A 2,988-nucleotide genomic window follows, 5' to 3' on the forward strand; every position below is an offset into this window, starting at 1 on the left:
CAACCCCGCAGTCAGGACATGCGGCGTCACCTCCGGCACCGACGGCATTCACGATCAGCTCGTCACCGTCGACCGCCCACCGGTTCGCCACCAAGCCCGGCGGGATCAGCTTCAACAAGCTGGATTTATGCAACATCTGGTAGAGTCCTCCCTTTACTCTACCGTATACGGCGCTTCAAAGGTCGGGAATCCCGCTCACCTGCACGAACTTTGCGCCAGACCCAGTTTTGGACGCCGAGTACCCCGCTACGGGGGCCTTATTCCACGCTGATCCACATTTCTCGCTATTCATTCACGAAGCCTAACCGGCCCCGCCCCGGCCCGTCGACCGCGACGAGTCAGGCGATCGCGGCGTCGATCGTCGTGCAGTAGTGGATCAGAGCCGGCTCGTTCTTGCCGTACGTCACGTGATCCTGCATCGCCGCGTTGTGACCGGCCTGGATGCCCTCGCTGAGCGGGTAGTCCTCCTCGTCGACCGTGGCGATGGCGAGGTCGATGTTCTTGTCGTAGAAGGCCTTCGCCTTCTCGGTCTCGACCTTCTGCGGCGTGTAGACCGAAACCTCGACGCGGGCCCGGTCGGGCGCTCCGTCGGGGTAGGAGCGCCACATCTCGACATGGCCGGCCTGCATGATGAAGGTCACGTTCGGGAAGAAGTTATAGACGATCGCCGTTTCCGGGATCAGCTTCCAGTCGTCCTCGGGCTTGTCTTTCAGCTCCATGATCCGCCGCCGCGGCACGATCAGGCGCGAGTTTCGCCCGAACTCGTCGAAGGCCATCAGGTTGGAGAAGAAGATCGGCCCCACCGTCTGCCCGTGCAGGTACTGCAGATGGTAGCCCTCCATGAAGGTCTCGGGGCTGAGCTTCCAGTTGAACTTCCGCCGGATGGTCAGGTGACGGTAGGGTTGGAAATTTTCGAAGCCGTAGCTTTCCATGTCCCGCTGCATGCCGCCCAGGGCCTCGTCGATGTCCATCGCGCCCTCGGGCTGGACGAAGATCAGGCCGTACTTCTCGACCGCGTGCATCTCGAACAGGCCTTGCTCGGCCTTGTCGACTTCGTCGAAGCTCTTCGCGTCCGGGATGCCCTTCAGCCGGCCGTCCAGCGTGTAGGTCCAGGCATGATAGGGGCAAGAGAACATCTTCAGACCGCACCCCTCGCCCTCGACGAGGCGCGCGCCGCGATGGCGGCAGACATTCCTGAAGGCGCGCACCTTGCCCTCGCGGTCGCGGACGATGATCGCCGGGATGCCGGCGATGTCTTCGGTCACGTAGTCGCCGGGCTCCGCCACCAGGTTGCTCATGCCGATCAGGACCGGCCAGTTGCGGAACACGGTCTCCTGCTCGCGCCTGAACCGCTCCGGGTCGGTATAGGTGGAGATCGGGTTGCGGTGGATCTTCGGGGCGTAGGAGGTGGTACCTTCCTCGACGTGCCGCATGACACGCCGGACCATCTGGACCTGATCTTCGTGACGCATACTGGTTTCAGTCCTCCATGCCGGGCAGGCTGTTCAGACCCAGGTGGCGGCGGATGCCGGAGTGGTAGTGGGTCAGCGACGGTTCGTTCCTGCCGTAGATGACTTCCTTCTGAAGGCGCGCGGCGGCATTCTCCTGAATGGTCGCGCCGAGGGTGAAATCCTCCGATTCCACTGTCCTGATCGCGAGGTCGAAATTCTTGCGCCAGAAATTGTCCGCCTTCTCCGACTTCGGCGCTTCGGGAATGTAGGCGCTCATCTCGATCTGGCATTCGCCCGGATTGTCGCCTGTCGGCGAGACCCGCCAGATTTCCACGTTCGCCGCGCCCTGGACGATCATCAAGGCTTGGGGGAACAGGCTGTAGATGATGCCAGCGTAAGGGATCAGTTCGACCTGGTCCTCCGGCCTCCCGCGCAGTTCGTCGAAGGTCTTGCGCGCGACCACCATGCGGTGGTGGTCGTCATAGGCGTCGAAGGTCGACAGGTTGGTGTGGATGATCGGGTCGATCGTGTTCTTGTGCAGCGTCGAGATGTGATAGCCTTCCATGAAGGTGTCCAGCACGAACTTCCAGTTCATCGGCCTGACCATTCGGACGTTGTCGTAGAAGACGTAGCTCTCGAAACCCCACTCATCGATCTCGCCCTCCAGCGGACCCAGCGGATCCTTGTCCGGGACCGGCGCGTCGCGGTTGATCGGCCCGGCCCAGATCAGGCCATGGGACTCGCGGACGGGCACGTCGATCAGCCCATGCTCGGCCTTGTCCACCTCGTCGAAGCTCCGCGCGTCGGGAATGCCTTTCAGCCGGCCTTCCAGGGTGTAGGTCCAGGCGTGATAGGGGCAGGAGAACATCTTCAGCCCGCAGCCCTCGCCCTCGACCAGCCGCGCGCCGCGATGGCGGCAGACGTTCACGAAGCAGCGGGCGACGCCCTCCTTGTCGCGGACCAGGATCAGCGGCACGCCGTCGACGTTGTCGGTGACGTAGTCGCCGGGATTGGGGATGCGGCCGGTCAGTCCCAGCAGGACGGGGCGGTCGCGGAAGAACACCTGGCGCTCGCGCTTGTGGCGGTCCGGATCGGCATAGGCCGACATCGGGTTGCGGAACATCCGCTCCTTCATCGCCGTCGAGCCCTCGTCGAGGTGCTTCATCAGACGGCGCATCAAATCGAGTTGCCGGTCGCGGCGCATCACGGACCTCCCCAGACCAATTTAGTACGTTAGCGTACTATTTGCCCTGGGACGGCAATTGTCAAGGCGGCGCGGCGACGCGTCAGGGTTGTTCGGGCGCCTCGTGGGCCCCGGGCCAGTAGGTTCCGGGGTTCCAGAGCCGAACCGTCAACGGCGGAGCAATTCCAGGCCAGTTGGGCGGAGTAAAAGCAGGCCACTCATCGGCAAGCGTGACACACGAGGGGGCCCGATCGGGCCCCCTCGTGTGTCTGCAAATTGCTTTCGGGATCAGGAGGCGGAGATCTCGCCGGTTTCGGGATCGACGGTCTCGCTGGTGGCCCGGATTGGCTCCGC

2 protein-coding genes are annotated in these 2,988 nt (G+C 63.4%); both read right to left on the bottom strand.

The window, feature by feature from the left end; all coding sequences use genetic code 11:
* Positions 1–338 precede the first annotated feature (338 nt).
* Complete coding sequence (locus CWC60_RS00855; protein WP_109792169.1) at positions 339–1,472, bottom strand: aromatic ring-hydroxylating oxygenase subunit alpha; 1,134 nt, start codon at positions 1,470–1,472, stop codon at positions 339–341.
* A 7-nt stretch (positions 1,473–1,479) separates the two neighbouring features.
* Positions 1,480–2,655, bottom strand: a complete 1,176-nt coding sequence (locus CWC60_RS00860) for an aromatic ring-hydroxylating oxygenase subunit alpha (RefSeq protein ID WP_109792170.1) — start codon at positions 2,653–2,655, stop codon at positions 1,480–1,482.
* Positions 2,656–2,988 lie beyond the last annotated feature (333 nt).

The organism is Minwuia thermotolerans, assembly GCF_002924445.1.
GTDB lineage: Bacteria > Pseudomonadota > Alphaproteobacteria > Minwuiales > Minwuiaceae > Minwuia > Minwuia thermotolerans.

Bases quoted from the DNA above. Each gene is read 5' to 3' on its own strand.
- CWC60_RS00855 (WP_109792169.1), bottom strand. From the start codon at position 1,472: ATGCGTCACGAAGATCAGGTCCAGATGGTCCGGCGTGTCATGCGGCAC.
- CWC60_RS00860 (WP_109792170.1), bottom strand. From the start codon at position 2,655: ATGCGCCGCGACCGGCAACTCGATTTGATGCGCCGTCTGATGAAGCAC.